At 60.1% G+C, this 19678-nt stretch carries 20 protein-coding genes; 7 read left to right on the top strand and 13 right to left on the bottom strand.

From position 1 onward, the window contains the following. Positions 1 to 3 precede the first annotated feature (3 nt). Entirely contained in the window at positions 4 to 951 is a 948-nt protein-coding gene (locus tag HWX91_RS24485) for an NAD(P)-dependent oxidoreductase (RefSeq protein WP_028195151.1), read from the bottom strand. Beyond that, positions 951 to 1649, bottom strand: coding sequence for an RraA family protein (locus HWX91_RS24480; RefSeq protein ID WP_028195150.1), 699 nt, complete (start codon positions 1647 to 1649; stop codon positions 951 to 953). The genes HWX91_RS24485 and HWX91_RS24480 overlap by 1 nt, the downstream gene beginning before the upstream one ends. 166 nt (positions 1650 to 1815) lie before the next feature. On the opposite strand from HWX91_RS24480, the gene HWX91_RS24475 reads away from it, so the two are divergent. Then, positions 1816 to 2526: an IclR family transcriptional regulator gene (locus HWX91_RS24475; protein WP_028195149.1), complete on the top strand. Its 711-nt coding sequence runs from the start codon at positions 1816 to 1818 to the stop codon at positions 2524 to 2526. A gap of 64 nt (positions 2527 to 2590) precedes the next feature. Here the strand turns inward: HWX91_RS24475 and HWX91_RS24470 are convergent, their stop codons facing one another. The 9 genes from HWX91_RS24470 to HWX91_RS24430 form a co-directional block, all read right to left on the bottom strand. Continuing rightward, positions 2591 to 3025 (bottom strand): hypothetical protein, encoded by a 435-nt coding sequence (locus tag HWX91_RS24470; RefSeq protein ID WP_042274245.1) that lies wholly within the window; start codon positions 3023 to 3025, stop codon positions 2591 to 2593. 781 nt (positions 3026 to 3806) lie between these two features. Beyond that, positions 3807 to 4811 carry an allantoicase gene (alc, locus tag HWX91_RS24465; RefSeq protein WP_028195148.1) on the bottom strand — a complete coding sequence of 335 codons (1005 nt, stop codon included), beginning with the start codon at positions 4809 to 4811 and terminating at the stop codon, positions 3807 to 3809. A gap of 41 nt (positions 4812 to 4852) precedes the next feature. Beyond that, positions 4853 to 5521 carry a DUF1989 domain-containing protein gene (locus HWX91_RS24460; protein WP_028195147.1) on the bottom strand — a complete coding sequence of 223 codons (669 nt, stop codon included), beginning with the start codon at positions 5519 to 5521 and terminating at the stop codon, positions 4853 to 4855. After that, a complete protein-coding gene (locus tag HWX91_RS24455) occupies positions 5518 to 6321 on the bottom strand; it encodes an amino acid ABC transporter ATP-binding protein (protein ID WP_028195146.1) in 804 nt (267 codons plus the stop codon). Before HWX91_RS24455 ends, HWX91_RS24460 begins: the two co-directional genes overlap by 4 nt. A gap of 5 nt (positions 6322 to 6326) precedes the next feature. Continuing rightward, positions 6327 to 7001 (bottom strand): amino acid ABC transporter permease, encoded by a 675-nt coding sequence (locus HWX91_RS24450; RefSeq protein WP_028195145.1) that lies wholly within the window; start codon positions 6999 to 7001, stop codon positions 6327 to 6329. Continuing rightward, positions 6998 to 7681, bottom strand: coding sequence for an amino acid ABC transporter permease (locus tag HWX91_RS24445; protein ID WP_030099716.1), 684 nt, complete (start codon positions 7679 to 7681; stop codon positions 6998 to 7000). Before HWX91_RS24445 ends, HWX91_RS24450 begins: the two co-directional genes overlap by 4 nt. A gap of 18 nt (positions 7682 to 7699) precedes the next feature. Next, positions 7700 to 8335, bottom strand: a complete 636-nt coding sequence (locus HWX91_RS24440) for an urea carboxylase-associated family protein (protein WP_028195144.1) — start codon at positions 8333 to 8335, stop codon at positions 7700 to 7702. Between the two features lie 11 nt (positions 8336 to 8346). Continuing rightward, complete coding sequence (locus HWX91_RS24435; RefSeq protein ID WP_028195143.1) at positions 8347 to 8964, bottom strand: DUF1989 domain-containing protein; 618 nt, start codon at positions 8962 to 8964, stop codon at positions 8347 to 8349. A gap of 19 nt (positions 8965 to 8983) precedes the next feature. Next, positions 8984 to 9832 (bottom strand): transporter substrate-binding domain-containing protein, encoded by an 849-nt coding sequence (locus HWX91_RS24430; protein ID WP_028195142.1) that lies wholly within the window; start codon positions 9830 to 9832, stop codon positions 8984 to 8986. 278 nt (positions 9833 to 10110) lie between these two features. On the opposite strand from HWX91_RS24430, the gene HWX91_RS24425 reads away from it, so the two are divergent. Further along, entirely contained in the window at positions 10111 to 10995 is an 885-nt protein-coding gene (locus HWX91_RS24425; protein WP_028195141.1) for a MurR/RpiR family transcriptional regulator, read from the top strand. A 382-nt stretch (positions 10996 to 11377) separates the two neighbouring features. On the opposite strand, the gene HWX91_RS24420 is transcribed toward HWX91_RS24425, so the two are convergent. After that, complete coding sequence (locus HWX91_RS24420) at positions 11378 to 12295, bottom strand: LysR family transcriptional regulator (RefSeq protein WP_028195140.1); 918 nt, start codon at positions 12293 to 12295, stop codon at positions 11378 to 11380. 117 nt (positions 12296 to 12412) lie between these two features. Here HWX91_RS24420 and HWX91_RS24415 point away from each other — a divergent pair, with 117 nt between their 5' ends. From HWX91_RS24415 to HWX91_RS24405, 3 genes are all read left to right on the top strand, one after another. Beyond that, positions 12413 to 13576 (top strand): alpha/beta fold hydrolase, encoded by a 1164-nt coding sequence (locus HWX91_RS24415; protein WP_028195139.1) that lies wholly within the window; start codon positions 12413 to 12415, stop codon positions 13574 to 13576. A gap of 47 nt (positions 13577 to 13623) precedes the next feature. Continuing rightward, positions 13624 to 14415: an MBL fold metallo-hydrolase gene (locus tag HWX91_RS24410; protein WP_028195138.1), complete on the top strand. Its 792-nt coding sequence runs from the start codon at positions 13624 to 13626 to the stop codon at positions 14413 to 14415. Between the two features lie 81 nt (positions 14416 to 14496). Beyond that, positions 14497 to 15516, top strand: a complete 1020-nt coding sequence (locus tag HWX91_RS24405; RefSeq protein WP_028195137.1) for a carbon-nitrogen hydrolase family protein — start codon at positions 14497 to 14499, stop codon at positions 15514 to 15516. 199 nt (positions 15517 to 15715) lie between these two features. Here HWX91_RS24405 and HWX91_RS24400 read toward each other — a convergent pair whose 3' ends face one another. Next, positions 15716 to 16693, bottom strand: a complete 978-nt coding sequence (locus tag HWX91_RS24400; RefSeq protein ID WP_028195136.1) for an AraC-like ligand-binding domain-containing protein — start codon at positions 16691 to 16693, stop codon at positions 15716 to 15718. 689 nt (positions 16694 to 17382) lie between these two features. On the opposite strand from HWX91_RS24400, the gene HWX91_RS24395 reads away from it, so the two are divergent. Together HWX91_RS24395 and HWX91_RS24390 are read left to right on the top strand one after the other, a co-directional pair. After that, positions 17383 to 18063 (top strand): alpha/beta fold hydrolase, encoded by a 681-nt coding sequence (locus tag HWX91_RS24395; protein WP_028195135.1) that lies wholly within the window; start codon positions 17383 to 17385, stop codon positions 18061 to 18063. Between the two features lie 115 nt (positions 18064 to 18178). Next, positions 18179 to 19639, top strand: coding sequence for a catalase (locus tag HWX91_RS24390; protein WP_028195134.1), 1461 nt, complete (start codon positions 18179 to 18181; stop codon positions 19637 to 19639). Positions 19640 to 19678 lie beyond the last annotated feature (39 nt).

Raw genomic sequence — 19678 nt, 5'->3', positions numbered from 1 at the left:
ACGTCAGGCTGCGTTGCGGGCATGTTCCTCGACGACGGCGAGAACATTGGCGGCGGCGCCCTTACCCATGTTCACGTACGCGGCATCGCTCACGCCGCCGATATGCGGCGACAGGATCGCGTTCGGGATCTGCTGGAACGGATGCGGGTGCGTTATCGGTTCGACGTCGAAGCTGTCGAGACCGGCAAAGCGCAACTGGCCGCTGGCGAGCGCCTCGGCGAGCGCCGCTTCGTCGATCAGACCGCCGCGTGCGGTGTTGACGAGAATTGCGCCGCGCCTGAATCGCGCCAGCGTGTCGCGGTTGAGCATCCGGCGGTTTTCCGCTGTCAGCGGGCAGTGCAGCGAGACGATGTCGGAAGCGGCGTACAACTCGTCCAGCGACACCAGCTTCACGCCGGCGGGCGCTTCCTTCGCGTACGGATCGAACGCGAGCACGTTCATGCCGAACGCCGCGCCGATCGCTGCGACGCGCCGGCCGATCGCGCCCAGTCCGACCAGGCCGAGGGTTCGCCCGTCCAGTTCGACGGACTTGTGCGTGGATTTGTCCCAATGGCCTTCGCGCATGCGTGCATCCAACTGCGGCACCGACTTCGCGCACGCGAGAATCAGCGCCCATGCATGCTCCGCGACGGCGGCCGCGTTGGCGCCAACGGCGGCGCGCACCGCGATACCGCGCGCGGCCGCCGCTGCCTGATCGATCACGTCGATGCCGCTGCCATGCTTGGAAATCACCTGGAGGTTTTCGGCGGCATCCATGATGCGGGCGTTCACCTTGCCGTATCGGACGATGATCGCCACCGGCTTGTGCTGCTCACAGAGCGCCACGATGTCGTCTTCGGTCGGCTGCTTGCCCGCGAATACGACGTCGAATTGGGTCAGCATATCGAGCGCTTGCGGCGCGAGATCGGCAGCCGTCACGAGGACGACGGGTTTATGCGAGGCCGGCTCCATCACAGCGCCTCGCCTTCGGCCAGCATGCCCGTTGCACGCAGTTCTTTCTCGACCCAGCCCGGACGCACGTCGCCCCTGTGAATCGCCGCGATGCGCGCCGTTTCCATGTCGAGCTTTTTCTGCGCGAGATCGATGATGCGTGCGACGTCGTTACGCGGAATCACGACTACGCCGTCCGCGTCGCCAACGATGAGATCGCCCGGGTTGATGGCCGTGTTGCCGGCCGAAATTAGCGTGTTCACGAGGCCCGCGACGCTTTTGGTCGGGCCGCAGGGATTCAGGCCGGCCGCGAAGATCGGGTAGCCGCCGTTGGCCAGTTCGTGTGCATCGCGTACGGCGCCGTCGATGACGATGCCCGCTATACCGCTCGCCTTTGCCTGCGCTGCCATGATTTCGCCGATCAGCGCGCACGAGAGATCGCCCTTGCCGTCGACGACGATCACGTCGCCCGGCTTCGCGATGGACAGCGCGGCGTGAATGGCGAGGTTGTCGCCGGGACGCACTTCGACCGTGACGGCCGGACCTGCGACTTTCATCGTCGGCGACAACGGCTTGACCCGGCCATGCAGCGTGCCGCGACGGCCAGCGACGTCAGCGAGGATAGCGGCCTGAAAGCGCGCGGCCGCCTGGACCAGTTCTGGCGACACCCGTTCGATATTGCGATTGATAGCGGAAGAACCTGCAGGATTGGTGCTCATGGATTTCACCTCAGCTTGGGAAGTTGTACTGTGTACAACGATGGTGTACAGAATGAAATCACTATAGCCAGCAGGGACGCGCCAAGCCACTAGCGTTTACCCTTTTACGGTATAAACCAGTGTTTTACTGTGTACAATTTCGGGAAACGAATTGCGGGAGGTAGGAATGGGAAACGAAGGAGTTGTCGCTGTCGAGAAGGCGCTTTCGCTGTTGGACTGTTTCAAGCCGGGGGCGGAATCACAGTCACTGGCGATGCTTGCGCAAGCATCCGGGATGCACAAGACGACGGTCTATCGACTGATGAACTCGCTGGAGCGGATGGGCTATGTCGTGCGCGCTCAATCCGGCAATTATTCGCTCGGACATCGCGTGCTGTACCTGGGCAAGCTGTACGAGCAGTCCTTCCATCTTTCCACGGTGGTGGAACCGGCGCTGCATGCACTCGCCGCGGTGACGAAAGAAAGCGCATCGTACTACGTTCACGACAACGGGCAGCGGCTGTGCCTGTTTCGGGTCGAGCCGTCCGAAGGTCTGCGTGAAACGCGGCTCGCCGGAACGGCGCTGCCGCTCGACGACACGGCCATTAGCCAGGTGATCCGTTTCTGGGGACTCGGTGAACCGATCTACGACAAGCCGCCGGCACTGCCCATGTTCACCGCGGGTGCGCGCGACGTGCACACAGCAGCGTTCGCTCTACCGATCTTCGGCGCCGGGGACAAGTTCATGGCGGCGCTGACGCTTTCCGGTCCCGCGTCGCGGCTCAGCGCGGCGCACACGTCGGGCGAGCTGGATCGGCCGCAACTGGATGCGGCCGCTGATCTGTCCCGGAAGCTCGGCGCCAGTGTTGCATTGTGCGAGAAGATCTACGCCGTTTGATCTTCGCGTCGGCGGACGGTGGTTTCCGCTGCGCGGGAACCGGTTGTTGGGACGCCGCGTCTGTTTATGCGTTCGTTGTGGGCTTGGCTGACGTATGTTTGCTCGGGCTGCGCTTCGTGGCTGCTGGCGTTTCCTTCGTCGCTATCTGTGATGCCTCGGCAAGTAGGCGCATTGCACGGTTCGCGGTGATGCGGCTTTGAGGGATGCCCTTCGCATCGAGTGCGATCACCTGATACAGCTCACGGTCACATTCCAGCTCCCGCTGATATTGCTCTGCTGTATCGACGAGCAATTCAAGCATGGTCTGCTGACGTCGTCTTTCGTCACTCGTGATGGCAGGATTCCTACATATTGAGGACCCAAGTGTGATCAATGTGTTGAGCTGGCTCAACTGCCGGTTGCATAGATCGAAGCTGGAGAGCGCAAGCTTTTCGTACTGAAGCGCGTCGACAGGCGGGCGTGAAGCGGGTTGAGATTGTTTTGTGGGTTTGCTGCTCATGGTGCGACCTCCCTGGTACTTCCTGGATCGCCCGACACTCGCTTGCTTGGGGAAGGGGTGAGCGGGCACGTGGCGGGTTTGGAAGACCGGCTCTGTACCATACCGGCGAGCCTTGCGGCTCCCCCACCACAGCCCGCCCATTAGAAAACAACAGACGTGCAGAGGTAGACGCACGCCCCGCCTGAGCGGGGGTGCGGGTACAGAGGACAGGCTTCCACACCTGACCGCCGGGTGTTTCCCGATGGCTTGATGATTATAAGTCATGGCAACGGAGCAGCGATCAACCAGGCGGGCTAAGTGTTTGCGTTTGGCCAATTGGATAAGACATCGGCGGGACGCGATGGCTTGTCGCTAAGCCAGGGATCGCGAATGAGCACGCGGCTAGTTGCTTTAGGGTTGACGGTTAGCACTAACGCGTAGCGGGTTTGGTCAATGCACGGGCCTGACAGTCGACGGCGGTTCGTCGGCCAAAGCGGTCGTTTAATCCATGAGTGTTTCGACCGGCTGCGAGTGTCCGCTTTGAACTGACGTGATCGACCGTACTCGACCCTGAGGAGACATACAGCTTCCTCGATAAGAGACGTTCGTGCGGAACTAGCGAGGGTTACGCCTCGTCGCAATCTTACATCTAGAGCAACGTCGGGTGGTCAACCACGCAACAGCACGTTGCGTGGCAACGGGATCCTCCGCGACGACTAGCCCTGTTTAAACAATTCCAATGACAAGTGTAGTCTTGGAAGCTGGAACGCCTCTTACGATCAAATCGGGCAGGCGTTGTGGATCAGACCAGTGCGCGCCCGATCAGACGAACTCGCGACACCCCTCCGTCCGGCAGAATATTGAAGCGCACATGGGTAACCCGCGTTATCCGTTCAGGCGAGAACGAACGTAAGCAGTCCATTTCCAGCTTCTGCTCGTCGAGCAACACGGGCCAGAACATCGATTGGGTAATGAGCGACTCGTCGGTGCCTGCCGTAACGAATGCGCCTTGAAGCGAGCAACGGTCCGCGAAATTGCCTTTGAAATGCGCGGTGTCGACATCGATCCTGCTGATTTCGCCAGCCACCGCGAGTTCGACGATGCACCAGTCACAGCCCGGTTCGCGACGCCGACGGGTTTCCCAGCCTTCGCCCATGTTGGCTGCACGCGTGGGCAAAAGCAGATTTGACGCGAGGCCGTAGTGCTGGTTGTTCGCCGCAACGATCCGCGCACCGTTCATCGCTGACGCGAGATCGAGTTCGGCGCCCGGCGCGAGTTCGCGGCGCGGCCGGCCGAACACGCGCAATCGCGCGATACCGCCGTCCGGGTAGATATTCAGGCGTACGTGCGTGTAGACTGCGCCCTCGGCCACCTCGATTGCGCGAAAGTGATGCGCGTTTCCGTTCAGCGCCATCGCGGGAAGCACTTCGGTCCATTGCGCATCGGCGGGCGGAATGTCGTCATCCGAGCGACACGCGTCTATCGATGCCGCCGGAGGAAAGTTGCCGGTGAAATGGCTCGTGTCGATATCGACGCCCATCAGTTCGCCCGCCGTGCCCAGCTTGACGATACAGAAATCGTGGCCAGTCACGCGCTTGCGACGCGATTCCCAGCCGTCCATCCATTTGCCGTTGTCATCGTATTTGCCGGGTATGAACACGGCCGGCTCCGGATTGAGCATGCGAGCCATCGGCGCGAAAAAATCATCACTGGTAAGCACAGCTTGCGCGCCGAGACGTGGGTCCGCGAGATTGATGCCTGTGCGCGTAAAGGCCGGCGCGTTCGGGTCGAGAGTGGGAATGGCCATGTGTGTGAGCGTCTATCTGAGATTGTTGAAATGATGAACGCTCAGGCGTCCGGAACCCACGGTTGCGTGCCTTGCAGATCGGATACGAAGTCGTCGAGCACGGCGATGTCAACCGGTTTCGGCGTGTTGTCGGCTTGCCCCTGAATTTTGACGATGTCCTGCGGACACGCAGAAAACGCAACGAAGCAATCCATTTCGGCGCGTAGCGTGATGTACTCGCCAGGCTTTGTCACGGTAGGCAACGTATGCAGCGTGATACCGTCCGGTTGCACGCGGATATTCATGAAGATGTTGAACGAAGCGAGGTTCTGGCGCGGCGGCGTTATGCCGAGTTCGAACATACCTTCGAACATGTTGTCGCAACAGTTGCGGTGGTAGCCGCGCACGCCCAGCAGTTCATAGCGTTTGCGATCGCAGGCCGCCATGAAGGTGTCATGGACACCGGGCGTCGTGTCTTCCACGACGGTCAGCACCGGATTACGCTGGTTGGTCACGAAGCTGTCTCCAACCACCGGATTGAGCCGCTGGTTCCAGACGCGCGTGGTCTCCATGCACATGTATTCGTTCAGGTCGTACGCGTTCCAGGCCCAGCAGTCTACGACTTGCGTGCCATGGGTATTGATGACCCGTACGGCCTGGCCCGCTTTCAGTCGGACTGCTTTGCCGTGGCCGGCGGGAACGGTTACTGCAGGTTGATCTGTATAGCTCATGAGCGTGATTTTTCCGGAGTAAAGCGATAGAGAAATTGCTGGAGTCGTGGCGACGAGGGTGTGTCGAGTACCTGCGCGGGCGGACCTTGTTCGACGATGCGTCCGCCGTCCATGAAGACCACGCGGTCCGCGACATCGCGCGCAAAGCCGATTTCATGCGTGACGACAATCATCGTCGTATCGTTCGCAGCGAGTCCGCGCATCACCGTCAGCACTTCGCCGACCAATTCGGGATCGAGCGCGCTGGTCGGTTCGTCGAACAGGATGACTTCCGGCGCCATCGCGAGGGTGCGGGCAATGCCGACACGCTGCTGTTGGCCGCCCGAGAGGTTCGCGGGCATCGACGTGTGCTTGCCGCCCAGCCCAACCTGGCTCAGCGCTTCGACGGCGAGGTCAGCGGCGGCGAGACGGTTCATCCGTTTGACCGACAGCAGCCCTTCCATCACGTTTTCGAGCACCGTCATATGCGGCCACAGATTGAAACTCTGAAACACCATGCCGATGCGGCTGCGCTGCGCCCGTATCTCGCGCTCAGGCCGCGGGCTCGTCGCGCCGTTCGGGTTCTCGCGCAAGCCGATCCGCTGGTCGCCGATCCAGATGGCGCCTTCGTCGGGCGGCGAAAGCCAGTTCAGGCAGCGCAACAGCGTCGATTTTCCGGAGCCCGACGGACCAAGTACGCAGACCGTTTCGCCGCGCGCTACGGTCAGATCGACGCCGTCGAGGATGCGGTTCGCGCCGAACCACTTGACTATGCCGCTCGCCTTCAACGCTACGGGCGGCGTGCTGTCGGATAGGTTCATGCTGATCACCGGGGCTGGGCGACCCGATGGTCGCGGCCGAGGCGGCGCTCCCAATGACGGGTCGAAAAGTGGATGACGGACGTCGCGGCCCAGTAGGCCATCGCGACGACGAAATAGACTTCGAGCGGCGCGTACGTGTCGGACACGACGGCCTTCGCGGCGAACATGAATTCGTGCACAGAGATCACCGATAGCAACGCGGAATCTTTGACGAGACCGATCAGCAGACCCGTCAGCGTGGGCAGCAGCAGCGGCAGCGCTTGCGGCGCGATGATGCGGCGCGCGATCGCGACCGGCGACATGCCGATCGCGACTCCCGCTTCGACGGTTCCAGCGGGCACGGCGGCAACAGCAGCCTGAATCACTTCTGCGACGTACGGGCCGTAATAGACCGCGAGCGTGACCGTGCCGACCAGCGGCGCGGGCAGCAGCACGCCGAAATCCGGCAGTACGAAGAACATGACATACAGCAACACGAGCAGCGGCAAGCCGAGCGTCAATGCCGTGTAGCCGCGAATCACCGCAGCCAGCCACGGACCGCCGCGTCGCTGGCCGACCGTCAGCAGCACGCCAAGCACGCCCGACATTCCTGCGCCGGCCGCACACAACCAGCCCGTGCTGCCGAGTCCTGCTGCAAGCTCCGGCCAGTAGCCGGACAGAACGCTGAGATCGAAGGTCATCGCGCAACTCCCGTCGCGACCTGCTCGACGCCTGGCGCGCGCGGCGAACGCTGTGCGCGCCGCGCGGCATAGATAACCGGCAACGCGACCGCCAGATAGCCGACGCTGACCAGCAGCATCACTTGCGTCGACGTGTAGGTTCGCGCGATCACCATCTGTCCCGCGTACGTCAGTTCGGTAACGGCGACGACCGACGCGAGCGGCGTGGTTTTCAACAGGATCGTAAATTCGTTGATGAGTGCGGGCAGGCTGGCCTTCAGCATCTGCGGCAGCGCGATCCTCAACGCGATGCGCCACGGCGCCATACCGAGCGCAGTCGCGGCTTCGTACTGGCCAGGAGTGATCACCCGCAGATTGCCTCGCACGATTTCCGCTGTGTAGGCGCCGCTGTTCAGGCCGAGCGTGAGCGCGGCTGCCAGCATCGGACGGCCGCCCAGCCCGATCAGCGGCAACGCGAAGAACAGCACGAACAGTTGCACGAGGGCGGGTGTGCCGCGCATGAAGCTGATATAGAGTCGCGCGGCCCAGCGCAACGGCGCAACGCGTGTCAGTTGCATCGCGAGCGCGAGATGGCCAAACACGAGACTGCCGGTTGCGCCGAACAGCGTCAGTTCCACGGTCAGCAACCAGCCGTCGATGAGTGTCGGCAGGCTGTGGATCACTTGCGGGTCAAAGCCCATCACGGCTGGTTCCCGGAATCAGAGTTGGTCGAGGTCTTCGACCGCCGACAGTTCGAGCGCGCCTGGCACGTCGTTGCCCGCAATGCCGGTGCAGCACGCCGATACGATGAACACCATGTCCGTCACCACCCGGCACGCGACGAAATCGCCGGCTCGCGTGACGTTGGGCAGCGGTTCGATGCGGCCATCCTGATGCAACGCCACGTGCATGAAAAGGTTGATCGGGTCGGGCATTTTGGGCGGCTTCAGGCCCAGCGATTGAATCACCGCGCCGACCGATTCGACGCAGCCGGTCTGTCCCGCGTAGCCTTGGTCCGCGAGATACACGGTTGTCGATGCCGGGAGCAGCAGATCGTGTTTGCCGTTCGAATCCTTACCGAGCACCATCAGCGCGCGGCGGCGATTGCTGACGATCCGCATGCCCGCCTGCAGAACGTACGAATTGCTGAACACGCGTGTGTGATGAACCGACATGTACACATCGTCGTTGATCCGGCTGAAGCCGAACATCGACGCGACCGCGCCCGGTTCTTTCGCCTCGATACGCAGGATCTGGCCTGCCTTGACGTCGATCGCGCGCGATTCGCCCGCAGGCACGGCGACGGTTCGCGGGGGCAGCGGTGCGCGCGAAGGCGGTTCTTTGAGAAGCAGCATGTTGAGTCCGTTCAGGCGGCGACAGGCGTCGCGGGCAGGATGGAAATGGCGATGTCGGTAACCTTCAGGCCGTTGCCGGGAATGATGTCCTGTGGACACGAAGACACGGCACACACCAGGTCTTCGAGCACGTCGAACGTGATGTAGTCGCCCGGCTTGCTGGTCGGATCGGTGACCTGCATTCGGCAATCCCGCGTGACCGGGCCGTTCTGAAACAGGTTGAACGGCTCCGGTACATCGAACGGCGACAGCCCGTACAGAGCCAGACCCGCGTGCATGTTGTCGAGGCAGTTGCGATGCCCGGTCACGTTGAAATCGACCGTGAAACGCGTGTCGTCGCAGGCGGGCACGTTGGCATCGTGAATGCCGACGGTGTCTTCGACTACCCGCAACAACGGGCGCCCCAGCGATGAATACAGCGCGTCGCCGACGTTGAAAAACAGCGTCCGAAGCTGGCGGCGCGTATGCGTCGGCGACAGCTTCTCGCCATGGTTCGACTTGAGCACCGCGACAAAGTCGGCGGCCTGCTGCCCCTCGACGTCCATGATGGTCAATCGTTGGCCCGCCTTCACTTCGAAGGTACGTCCATGTCCTGCCTTGACGGTGAGAGTCTGTACTGGGTCTGTCATGTGATTCGGTCTGCTTTGTTTACTGCGCGGGGATGAAATCGGACGTCGGTGTATCGAAGCTCACGCCCAGGCTGGCCTTTTGCAGGCGAGCGAGTTCGCCGGACTTTTTCATGGCGAGGATCTGGTCGCTGATCGCCTTGTTCAGACGTATATCGTCCGGGCGAGTCGCCCAGGCAATCCATTGCGAAGGTCCGAGCTCACCAGTCGATTTCAGCTTGCCCGGATTCTGTTTGATAACGCCCGCGAGCACGGTCATATCGTCGAACACGAAATCGGCGCGACGCGTCATCAATGCAGCCACTGTCTGATCGACGCTATCCACGCTGATCAGCTGGATCGGCGCAAGACCTTTGGCTTTCAGCGTCTCGTTGAACTGCTTGAGGATCTGCTCGGGCGCGCTCGCGCTCTTGACCGCAGCCGTCAGTCCGGCGAGAGACTCGATGGTGGCCTGCTGCGGAATTTTTTTGAAATCGGCGCGCACCAGAGCGCCATTCACGGTCTTGCTGGTCGGCACTATGTAAGCGAGACGCTTTGCACGTTCGGCGGTTACGTTCAGCGCAGAACCTTCGACATCGAACGAATGCGCGAGCAGGCCCGGGATGATTCCGCTGAATGCCATGCGCTGATACTCGATCTTTACTCCTAGACGCTTCGCGACCGCAGCCATGACGGCCGGATCGAAGCCAACAATGTTGTTGCTGGCGTCGGTGTATTCATACGGCGCAAAGGTCGGATCGATCGCGACGGTCATCGTGCCGCGACTCTTGATGTCGTCGAGTGTATCGGCATTTGCGGCTACCGAGTGGACCAACGCGCCGCACGGAAATAACGCGGCGAGGACGATGCTGGACAGGCGGCGTTTTGACATCAGGGAACTCACGTAGAGAGGTGGACGAACCCGTCTGAAGGCATGATCCGTGCCAACCTATGCGTGAAACTTAGGTTTCACGAAGCAACCGATGAAAACACATGTTTCTACAAGGACTTTAGAGAAACAAAAATTTCGCGATCCACGGTACGATTTATAGTGACGTCATCGCAGGATGACGACTGACCGCACCCGCTGCGTGCAAGAAAATAGCGATGCACGTTCGCGGTGCCGACGCTGCACCACGGCGGGCGCTCCACTTACTCACAAGCATCGAAATGTCAAAACCTCAAACGAAACAGCAAAAGCGCGCACCGCAGTCGATCGAGAGTCGCATCGCCGAATGCTATGACGAACTGTCCGAGATCGATCAACGGTTGGCCGATGTCATTCTCAGCGCTCCGGGGCAACTGGCGATGCAAACTGCTACGGAACTGGCGGCGACCGCGGAGGTGTCGAAAGCGACTGCGACACGTTTTTTTCAGAAGCTCGGATATACGTCTTATGACGACGTGCGTGCGATTGCGCGCGCGGCACAGGTCGGCGGTTCACCCTTGTATCTACAGAATCGGGGTCGCAAGAATGCGAGTACGAAACTCGACGACGTGATTCAGGCGCATTTGCAGCATGAGGTCGAGAACCTGGCAAATACGTACCGGTCGCTCGACACGCGCGTGCTGAGTGAGGTGGTCGAGGCAGTTGCACACGCGAGGCGCGTGGTGATCATCGGGTATCGGCATAGTCATACAGTAGCCACGATGATCAGGCGCGAACTGATTCAGGTGCGCTCCGACGTCATGTTGTTGCCTGCGCCGGGCGACACCATGGGCGAATATCTCGGCGACCTGACCGCGAAGGATGTCGCGATCATCGTCGGCTTACGGCGCCGTGTGCCGGCGGTCGGTCTTGCCGCAGTTTCACTCGCTGAGGCCGGCGTGCCGATTGTGTATATGTCGGATGTCATTGCAGGGAAGCCGGCGCGATTGGCGCGCTGGGTAATCCGTTGCCACACGGATGGCCTGATGCTGTTTGACAGCAACGTTGGCATGACGGCGGCCGTCAATCTGATCTGCTCACTGGTTGCCGAGCGCCTGCTCGAAGGGGGCAGCAACCATTTACAGCGGGTCGAAATATTGCACGAAAGTTTGCGTGAGTTCGAGTGAAGACGTAGAGAGTTATCTAAAGATCCTGCCGCACCTGTTAGGCAGAGGTAATATTTCCATGAGTAATGTTGAGGGGATGAACACCGATCGTTGACAATTTTCGTCGCTTGTCGAACGTCTCAAGCTGGCCGATCACGATCCCACGCCAGCTGCATATACCGCGTGCCAGAGATCGATTTGCATCGGATCGTGGTCGACCCTGAGCGGTCGGTCGAGGTTCGGCAGCCCCGTGTTCCGATTTTCGAAGAGAAGCGGCCAGTCGATGACCCTTCCGATGAAGATGCAAATGGCAGCGCGAGGCCGGGAAGCAAGAACCGCTGAGCCGGGGCGATCTGGTTCGTCTGTTCGAGCCCGACATTGAATGACGGATGCAGCCGCTCTTTTATAGCCTTGCGTTCCGATCCCACGGCGGTTCATCGCCAAACGTCCCGGCAAGATAATCGACGAACCGGCGCACTTTGAGCGGTATGCGCTGCGCGCTCGGATAAACCGCGTGAATCGCCAGATCAGCCGCGCGGTAACCCGGCAGCAGTGCCACAAGTTCGCCCCGCCGTAGATGCTCGCCGAATACGAAGGTCGGACCGTACGTAATACCGGCCCCCGAGAGCGCGGCGGCAAGAAGCATCTGCGTATTGTTGGCTGTCATCCGGCATGGTCCGTCGATCACGTGCGCGCGGTTTCTCGCATCGAGCAATGTCCAGTCGCCAGACGACACGGCTTCGCTGAAGGCAAGCCGCTGCGCGAGTCGTAAGTCTTCGGGTTTGCGCGGCGCTCCGTGGCGCTCGAGATACGCGGGAGACGCACATACGACCATTCGGCAGGGCGCCAGCCTGCGCGTCACCAGTCGTGGGTCCGTCAACCGTCCTATCCGGATTGCCACGTCAACGCCCGCATCCATGAGATCGACATAGCGGTCTCCGAGCAGCACTTCCACGTTGACGTGCGGATGGTCCTCCAGATAGCGGGCAACAACGTCGCCCAGGTGCATGGCGCCAAAGGTGACCGGCGCAGCGACGCGCAGTACGCCATGCGCCGTGCCTTGCGAATCGCCCGCTTCCCGATTCGCCTCGTCGAACGCTTCAAGGATCCGCTTACAGCGCTCATAGTAAGTCTGGCCGGCATCGGTCAGACTCAACCGCCGCGTAGTGCGCTGCAGGAGTCGCGCATTCAGATCGGCTTCGATTGCGCTGACATGCTTGCCGGCCATCGCTGGCGATAGCCCGAAGCGGCGCGCCGCAGCAGCAAAGCTGCCTTCCTCGACAGCCGCGACGAATACGCCAAGGCTCGTCAGTCGATCCATTTTATGTACTCCAATTCGATAGTCCCATTATCGACTGAATACACCAATCCGGCAATTATCAAACTGGCGACATGAATCTACCATTGAGCCACTAACCAACCGGCAGGTGGCACGGAAATGGACATCGACTCAAACGGTACGCGGATTCACGTCAAGCAGCGAGGCAGCGGCGAGCTGGCGCTGGTGTTCCTGCACTACTACGGGGGCTCGTCGCGTACGTGGGACAGGGTAGCAAGCGAATTGTCCGACCAGTATCGAATTGTTGCCACCGATCACCGCGGCTGGGGCGATTCCGAGGCGCCCGCCGACGGCTACCGCATCGCCGATCTTGCCGCCGATGCCGAAGGCGTCATCGAGGCGCTAGGTCTGCAGCGCTATGTTCTGGTCGGTCATTCGATGGGCGGCAAGGTCGCACAACTCGTCGCATCGCGCCGGCCACGCGGGCTCGAAGGCCTTGTGCTTGTCGCGCCGTCGCCTCCGTCGCCGATGCTGCTGCCGGACGAGCAACGCGCGACGTTGACCGGCGCGTATCAGTCGCGTGAATCGGTCGAATTTGTTATCGATCACGTCCTCACCGGAAAATCGCTTGACGCTGCTCGTCGGGAGCAGGTCATCGAGGACAGCTTGAAGGGCGCACCGCAGGCCAGGGCGGCCTGGCCAAACGTGGCCATGCGGGAAGACATTACTGCGGCGGTGGCATCAATCGATGCGCCGACCATCATCATCTCAGGTGAGCTTGACCAGGTGGATCGCGTCGCAACGCTGCAGGCGGAATTGATGCCTCGTATTCCGCACGCGGCAATGCATATCCTGCCTGGAATTGGACACTTGTCGCCGTTAGAGGCGCCGATCGAGGTGGCGCGGGTTATTGCGCGCTTCGTCGCTGCGATCGAAAACAGGTCCGCCGTGTGCAGCACGCCCGAGCAGGTCCCCATCGCTTTCGACGCGGCGCTCAACGCCGGCGATCTTGATTCCCTGCTCGGTATGTTTAGCAATAAAGCCACGATGCGGATGACGGACGGCAAGGTGGCGCAAGAAAGCCCCGCCGATTTGCGCAACGGCCTGGCTCGGCTACTGACACTGCGCCCGCGCCTTCACAACGAGGTGCGTCGAGTGTTGACCAGCAGCAACATAGCGCTCGTCCTGCTCGACTGGACCTTGAACGTGACGCTACCGGACGGCAAGGAGCACGAGGAGCGCGGCACCGCCACGCAGGTCATGGAAAAGGGCCTCGACGGCGGGTGGAGGCTGCTGATCTCTAATCCGCTTGGGTTGAACTGAAGGGTACAGGGGGAACGACGCCATGAACAACCGACAGGAAGCACATCATGAATAAGCCTACCATCATTACGGTTCCGATCCTGCCGTTCGGCATGGTCCACTCCCACCTCATCATCGGTGCAAAGGGCTGCGTCCTCGTGGACACCGGCACGCCGGGCTCAGAGAACAAGATTGAGCGCGTCCTGAAGAAGCACGGTCGAAGCTTTCGCGATGTCACCTTGATCGTGGTCACTCACGCGCACACGGATCATGCCGGTTCGGCTGCGCGACTGCGCGAACTGACGGGCGCGCCAATCCTTGCTCATGCCGGAGATCTGGACTACTACGAGCGGCGCAAGGAAATGACGTATTGCGTTACGCATTGGTGGGGGCCGCTCTTTTTACGCTCCGGCCTGCCCGGCGAGCCATACTTGCCGTTCACACCGGACATCCTGCTTCAGGACGGCGCCACCATCGATCTAAGCGGTTACGGAATCGAAGGCGTGGCTAGGCACACGCCAGGCCACACAGCCGGCTCCGTGTCAGTTGAACTGGGCAGCGGAGATGCGTTAGTCGGCGACCTCATCGCCTCGGGTGTCTTTCTAGGCGGATTGATACGTAAGGGGCACGCCATGCGCCCGCCGTTCGAGGATGACCCGCAGGCTGTCAGTGGTGAATTGATGGGTATGGTGGAGGCCGGCATGCAACGCTTTCACATGGGTCACGGTGGTCCGCTGGCCGCCAAAGAAGTGCGCCGGCACGCTCTCTCACTGCGGAACCTGAAGCCTGGACGCAAATACGGGATGCAGACCGTCGGGTGTGCCTGCTCTGAGCCCAAACTAGCTGAGCCGGTTAAATAAAGCATGGCGCGCGGTTCAGGCGCGTTTCTCCCATGAATTAATTGAAGTCGGTTCCGCTTCGCTAATCAGGAATGGATTGCCATGCCTCTCGTTCATCCGAAATATAAAGTCGCTGTTGTTCAGGCTGCTCCAGTCTGGCTCGATCTTGACGCCGGCATCGACAAGACCATTGAGCTGATCAACGAGGCCGCCGGCAACGGCGCCAGGCTGATCTCCTTCCCGGAAACCTGGTTACCTGGCTATCCATGGCATATCTGGATGGGCGCGCATGCGTGGCAGGTAAGTCGGGGCTTCGTACAGCGGTACTTCGACAACTCGCTGGACTACGACAGCCCAGAGGCATTGCGGCTCAGCACCGCTGTCCGGCAGGCCGGGATCACCGCGGTCATCGGCGTTTCTGAGCGAAGTGGCAGTAGCCTTTATATGGGGCAGTGGATTATCGGCGCCGACGGCAGGACCATCGCTGCCCGCCGCAAGCTGCGCCCCACTCACGTCGAGCGCGCCGTGTTCGGCGAGGGCGATGGTTCGGATCTGGCAGTGCATCAGGTTGAGGGTCTGGGAAGGATCGGCGCGTTGTGCTGCTGGGAGCATTTGCAGCCACTGTCAAAATACGCAATGTATGCGCAGAATGAGCAGGTGCACGTCGCAGCGTGGCCAAGCTTTTCTAACTATGAGCCATTTGCCCCGGCGCTCGGAAGCGAAGTCAACAATGCCGCAAGCAGAATCTATGCAGTGGAGGGGTCGTGCTTTGTGCTGGCACCTTGCGCGGTCGTGTCCAAAGCGATGATTGACGAGTTGTGCGATACACCCGAAAAGCATGAGTTGAACCACGTTGGTGGTGGCCATGCTGTCATCTACGGGCCTGACGGAAGCGCGCTAGTTCCGAAGCTGCCAGAGGACAGTGAAGGTATCCTGTACGCGGACATTGATCTTGCCACCATTGTCATGGCCAAGAACGCCGCCGATCCTGCCGGCCACTACTCTCGCCCCGATGTCACACGGCTTTTGATCAATAAGACCCGTATGCAACGCGTAGAAGCTTTCGCGCTGCCTATCGACAGGTCCGAGAATGACGATTTGGCGCACCGGGAAGAGATGTAGGCACGCCGATGTACCTTCGTCGCGCGAAACGCAACGAGCCCTCGCACTGCAGAACCTCAAGCCTGGACGCAAATATGGGATGCAGACCGTCGGATGCGGCTGCTCGAGGCGCAAGCTGGCTGAGTTGGGTGAGTAAGGCTAGTCTTGGCCGATTGCTTGTCGGGCTGCTCGCATCCAAGATGAAGGAAAAACGTCGCTATCAACCCTTCCGAAACTCACGGGGCGTTTTGCCGAAGGCCATTTTGAATGATTGACTGAAATGCGTGAGATTGTTGAAACCCCATGAGGAGGCTATATCGCCAATGGCGCGATTTACCTGTCCCGGGTCTTCGAGATCGCGAGCACACCTGGCCAGTCTTCGCTCCCAGATGTACCGTTCAACCGACTGGCCGTCACTGGCGAATACCGAACTCAGGTAGCGCTTCGAGATTCCCAGATGCTCAGCAACGTCGGCGGGCGCCAACGAATGATTTCGCAAATTCGTTTCGATAAAAGCGCGACCACGATAGGCGAGCATAGCTCTCGTCACCGTGTTCGTCGGCGCTGCTGTAGATTTGTCCTCCGGTCGCGACATGAATGCCATCATGGCCATGTCTATCGCCTGTGCGGTTAGGCGTTGCGCGATATCCGCACTGAAGCTCTCGAAGTTCTGGGCCAGCGAGTTGACAAAATCCCTTGTCATATTGCACAGCGGATTATCTGTCGTGACGATGGTCGCCGTGAGGTGTTCGATGGCGCCCACCTGCTTGCGCACAAGCGTTCTTGGAATCTGCAGAACTAATTGGGATGTTGCCTCGGGAAACTCGGCGCGGAAAGTCTTCGATGTATCCAGAAAAGTGATATCGCCTTGACGAAGAACATTGCGCCGGTTGTCCTGTTCGACGATGGCCTCTCCTGTCACCTGTATGCAGACGAATACCTGCTCTTCTCCGATCTGTGAGATTTTCGGCTTGATCCGAGCTATCGTATGCGATGCCGCTACGATTTCGATCAGGTTGATTGGACTCGAAAGATGAGCGGTAATCGATCCGGAAAAGCCTTCATCGACAGCGCTCGAACATTCCAGATGAGTCAAAAGATTTGCGACGTTGGTTTGCCAGAAGGCTAGTCTGGCGTTAGGCGCCACGCGCTCAGTGGAAATTAGAACGGGGGCTCTGTTCATCGTCGTACCGGTCATGCGTGTCCGTCAGAAGAATCATCCCCGTGGCAGGGATGCACCGATCGTCTTGTTGTGCAGCCGCTCAACGCATTGTGATGATAGCCGATGTCAAATTTCCGCGCGACTGACCCGAAACTTTCTTGAAACGGAATAAAGAATGTAGTCAAGCGGCACAGGCATCGCACAGCGTGCGCGCTCCGTTACACTTCGAGCACGTTGCGATTCAAGGTAGGTCTCGACCAGCGCAAGACCAGTTGCACAAATATCAGCACACGCGATACACAGCGCCGACCGCCATTCGCGCTTGAACACATCGAACACAGCATTAACGCGGATCGCACATATCGGGAGAATGTGCTCCGCGCGTCCTCTCAGCCTGACGAGCTCTGCGCTGCAATCGTCCGGCCGCAGATCCGAAAAAGCGAAGCAAGCAAAGTGCGCACTAGCAATGGCTTGACATGCGCGTGTTGTGCGCCCGAATCACCATCCGTTCAATGCCTTGATGTTCTTTCAGCGTTTGGAGAAGAAACGATGAATATGCATGCGTCGAGGTCCCGGATTTCACATTTCAATGGCAGGTTGGGCCAATCGCTCAAGGGCATCAATACTTGCCTGGTTGTTTGCTTCAGAAATACCCCTGTTTTTCCGCTTGTAATTCGCGTCTTCTCTCAACTGCATGTTCAACAGCATTCGTTAAGGAAACGACCATGAGTCAATCTGTTACCGCCGTACTCGTCCATGGAGCATGGGCCAACGCCGCGTGCTGGTCCAAAGTCATTCCGCTACTGCAGGCGGCCGGATTATCCAGCGTCGCCGTGCAATTGCCGTTGACCTCGCTCGAGGACGACGCCGCTGCAGTCAATCGGGCGCTCGCTTTGATTGAGGGGCCGGCGGTGCTGGTCGGCCACTCCTACGGTGGCGTCGTCGCGACTGCTACAGGCAATGATAGCCACGTGCAAAGCCTGGTGTTTGTTGCGGCTTTCGCGCCGGACGAAGGCGAGTCAGCAGGCTCGCTCGGGGCCGGGGCGGACCCGGCACCACTCGGTGCAGAGATCCGGCCCGATTCACAAGGCTTCCTCAAGCTCACGCGAACCGGCATTGATGAGAGCTTCGGTCAGGACTTGACGGAAGATGAACGGTTGCTGGCCTTCGTGACCCAGGGCCCGACGGCCGCAAAAGCGCTTGGGGACACTGTATCCAAGCCCGCATGGAAATCGAAGCCGTCCTGGTATGTAGTCGCCGAACAGGATGGTGCGATTCAACCTTCGTTGCAACACAAAATGGCCGACAGGGCGAAATCGCAGAAGGTGTCCGTGGTTTCCAGTCACCTTGTCATGCTCTCTCACCCACAGAAAGTGAGCGAGGCGATTCTGGCGGCGGCCGAGTAGGCATCACGCAACGGAGTACCCCGGCGCACATGTGGTCGAACCACGCGCCGGCTTCCGTTTTGCGCGTGCGCTGCGCTGCGCTTTCAAGCTTTACCGATACCCCACGGAGAATGCAATGAGCAAACTGACGACCGCGTTTGGAGCCCCTGTACCTGACAATCAGAACACGCAAACGGCTGGACCACGGGGGCCGGCGCTACTTCAGGATGTGTGGTTTCTCGAGAAACTGGCCCACTTTGACCGCGAGGTGATTCCGGAGCGTCGTATGCATGCCAAGGGCTCGGGCGCATTTGGCACGTTCACGGTCACACACGATGTAACTCAGTACACTCGCGCAAAAATTTTTTCCAACATCGGAAAATCGACCGAGATGTTTGCCCGGTTCTCTACGGTTGCGGGTGAGCGGGGCGCTGCGGATGCGGAGCGGGACATCCGCGGTTTCGCGCTGAAGTTTTATACCGAAGAAGGTAACTGGGATCTCGTGGGGAACAATACGCCCGTTTTCTTTTTGCGAGACCCGCTGAAATTTCCGGACCTCAACCACGCAATCAAGCGCGATCCGAGGACGGGACTCCGCAGCGCGGAGAGCAACTGGGATTTCTGGACGCAATTGCCGGAGGCGCTTCATCAGGTCACCATCGTGATGAGTGACCGCGGCATTCCTCGCACGTTCAGAAACATGCACGGATTCGGCAGCCACACTTTCAGTCTCATCAACGCTGCCGGCGAGCGCTTCTGGGTGAAGTTTCATATGCGCACGCAGCAAGGCATCGAGAACATGAGCGACGCGGAGGCGGTAGAGCTGGTTGGCTCCGACCGCGAAACCCATCACCGTGACCTGTACGAGTCCATCGAGAAGGGGACGTTTCCGCGCTGGACCCTGTATTTCCAGATCATGCCCGAGAAGGATGCGTCGACATACAAGGTGAACCCGTTCGACCTGACCAAGGTCTGGTCAAAGAAAGACTATCCGCTGATCGAGGTAGGCTACTTCGAACTCAACCGCAATGCGGAGAACTGGTTTGCCGACGTCGAGCAGGTGGCTTTCAATCCGGCAAACGTTGTCCCCGGCATCAGCTTCTCACCGGACAAGATGCTGCAGGGCCGCCTGTTTTCCTACGGTGACGCACAGCGATACCGTCTTTCCGTCAACCATCACCAGATTCCTGTCAACGCGCCGCGTGGTGCCAGCCACTACAACAGCTATCACCGCGACGGCGTCATGCGCGTCGATGGGAATCACGGCGGGACAACGTCTTATAACCCCAACACAAAGGGTGCCTGGGTCGATCAGCCCGACTTCAGCGAACCTCCTCTTTCTATCGAGGGCGCGGCTGACCGTTGGAATCACCGTGTCGACGACGATTATTTCTCACAGCCGGGCGATCTGTTTCGGCTGATGTCGGAGGCGCAGCGTCAGGTTCTGTTCGAGAACACGGCGCGTGCGATGCACGGCGTTTCCCAGGCAATCAAAGACCTGCATGTCGAGAATTGCAGCAAGGCTGACCCGGCATACGGGGCCGGCGTACGACACGCCATTGAGAGTCTTGAAGCGCCGGGGACGACCAGCGGATAAGTGCATCGCAACCCAAGCCTCACCCAACCTGATTAACTA

Origin of the sequence: Paraburkholderia fungorum (genome assembly GCF_902833645.1) — a bacterium.
Lineage (GTDB): Bacteria > Pseudomonadota > Gammaproteobacteria > Burkholderiales > Burkholderiaceae > Paraburkholderia > Paraburkholderia fungorum.
Note: the sequence above shows the minus strand (reverse complement) of the source record. Positions and strands in the feature narration are given on the sequence as shown.

Excerpts from the sequence above, each read along its gene's own strand:
- HWX91_RS24485 (WP_028195151.1), bottom strand. The coding sequence starts at position 951 with ATGGAGCCGGCCTCGCATAAACCCGTCGTCCTCGTGACGGCTGCCGAT.
- HWX91_RS24475 (WP_028195149.1), top strand. The coding sequence starts at position 1,816 with ATGGGAAACGAAGGAGTTGTCGCTGTCGAGAAGGCGCTTTCGCTGTTG.
- HWX91_RS24450 (WP_028195145.1), bottom strand. The coding sequence starts at position 7,001 with ATGACCTTCGATCTCAGCGTTCTGTCCGGCTACTGGCCGGAGCTTGCA.
- HWX91_RS24440 (WP_028195144.1), bottom strand. The coding sequence starts at position 8,335 with ATGCTGCTTCTCAAAGAACCGCCTTCGCGCGCACCGCTGCCCCCGCGA.
- HWX91_RS24455 (WP_028195146.1), bottom strand. The coding sequence starts at position 6,321 with ATGAACCTATCCGACAGCACGCCGCCCGTAGCGTTGAAGGCGAGCGGC.
- HWX91_RS24400 (WP_028195136.1), bottom strand. The coding sequence starts at position 16,693 with ATGACCGGTACGACGATGAACAGAGCCCCCGTTCTAATTTCCACTGAG.
- HWX91_RS24410 (WP_028195138.1), top strand. The coding sequence starts at position 13,624 with ATGAATAAGCCTACCATCATTACGGTTCCGATCCTGCCGTTCGGCATG.
- HWX91_RS24480 (WP_028195150.1), bottom strand. The coding sequence starts at position 1,649 with ATGAGCACCAATCCTGCAGGTTCTTCCGCTATCAATCGCAATATCGAA.
- HWX91_RS24425 (WP_028195141.1), top strand. The coding sequence starts at position 10,111 with ATGTCAAAACCTCAAACGAAACAGCAAAAGCGCGCACCGCAGTCGATC.
- HWX91_RS24470 (WP_042274245.1), bottom strand. The coding sequence starts at position 3,025 with ATGAGCAGCAAACCCACAAAACAATCTCAACCCGCTTCACGCCCGCCT.
- HWX91_RS24390 (WP_028195134.1), top strand. The coding sequence starts at position 18,179 with ATGAGCAAACTGACGACCGCGTTTGGAGCCCCTGTACCTGACAATCAG.
- HWX91_RS24405 (WP_028195137.1), top strand. The coding sequence starts at position 14,497 with ATGCCTCTCGTTCATCCGAAATATAAAGTCGCTGTTGTTCAGGCTGCT.
- HWX91_RS24460 (WP_028195147.1), bottom strand. The coding sequence starts at position 5,521 with ATGAGCTATACAGATCAACCTGCAGTAACCGTTCCCGCCGGCCACGGC.
- HWX91_RS24395 (WP_028195135.1), top strand. The coding sequence starts at position 17,383 with ATGAGTCAATCTGTTACCGCCGTACTCGTCCATGGAGCATGGGCCAAC.
- HWX91_RS24430 (WP_028195142.1), bottom strand. The coding sequence starts at position 9,832 with ATGTCAAAACGCCGCCTGTCCAGCATCGTCCTCGCCGCGTTATTTCCG.
- HWX91_RS24420 (WP_028195140.1), bottom strand. The coding sequence starts at position 12,295 with ATGGATCGACTGACGAGCCTTGGCGTATTCGTCGCGGCTGTCGAGGAA.
- alc (WP_028195148.1), bottom strand. The coding sequence starts at position 4,811 with ATGGCCATTCCCACTCTCGACCCGAACGCGCCGGCCTTTACGCGCACA.
- HWX91_RS24435 (WP_028195143.1), bottom strand. The coding sequence starts at position 8,964 with ATGACAGACCCAGTACAGACTCTCACCGTCAAGGCAGGACATGGACGT.
- HWX91_RS24445 (WP_030099716.1), bottom strand. The coding sequence starts at position 7,681 with ATGGGCTTTGACCCGCAAGTGATCCACAGCCTGCCGACACTCATCGAC.
- HWX91_RS24415 (WP_028195139.1), top strand. The coding sequence starts at position 12,413 with ATGGACATCGACTCAAACGGTACGCGGATTCACGTCAAGCAGCGAGGC.